Here is a 513-nt window from a genome sequence, read left to right on the forward strand (position 1 = left end):
GAACCGGACCCGCAGTTCCCCACCGTCGCGTTCCCGAACCCTGAGGAGCCCGGGGCCATCGACCTGTCCCTGCAGCTGGCCCAGCGGCCTGGAGGCGGACCTGGTGATCGCCAACGACCCGGACGCGGACCGCTGCGCCGCTGCGGTGCACACCGAGTCCGGATGGCGGATGCTGCGCGGGGACGAGGTGGGATGGCTGCTGGGCGACTACCTGGCACCGCGCCTGCCCGAGGGCGCGGTGCTGGCCAACTCGATTGTTTCCTCCCGGATGCTGGGCTCGATCGCGGCCGCCGCCGGACGCCCACATGCCCAGACGCTGACCGGTTTCAAGTGGATCTCCCGGGTTCCGCACCTGGGCTTCGGCTACGAGGAGGCCCTGGGCTACTGCGTGGCCCCGGAACTGGTGCGGGACAAGGACGGGATATCGGCCGGGCTGGTGCTGGCCGAAATGGCCAGCGAGCTGAAGGCCGCCGGTTCGAGCCTGGCCCGGCGCCTGGAGGAACTGGCCGCGGC

At 71.7% G+C, this 513-nt stretch carries 1 pseudogene; it reads left to right on the top strand.

The features are described from left to right. Nucleotides 1-513 (top strand): annotated as a pseudogene (locus JCM19049_RS17370) (phospho-sugar mutase); the annotation flags it as partial.

This window comes from Arthrobacter sp. JCM 19049, assembly GCF_001310435.1.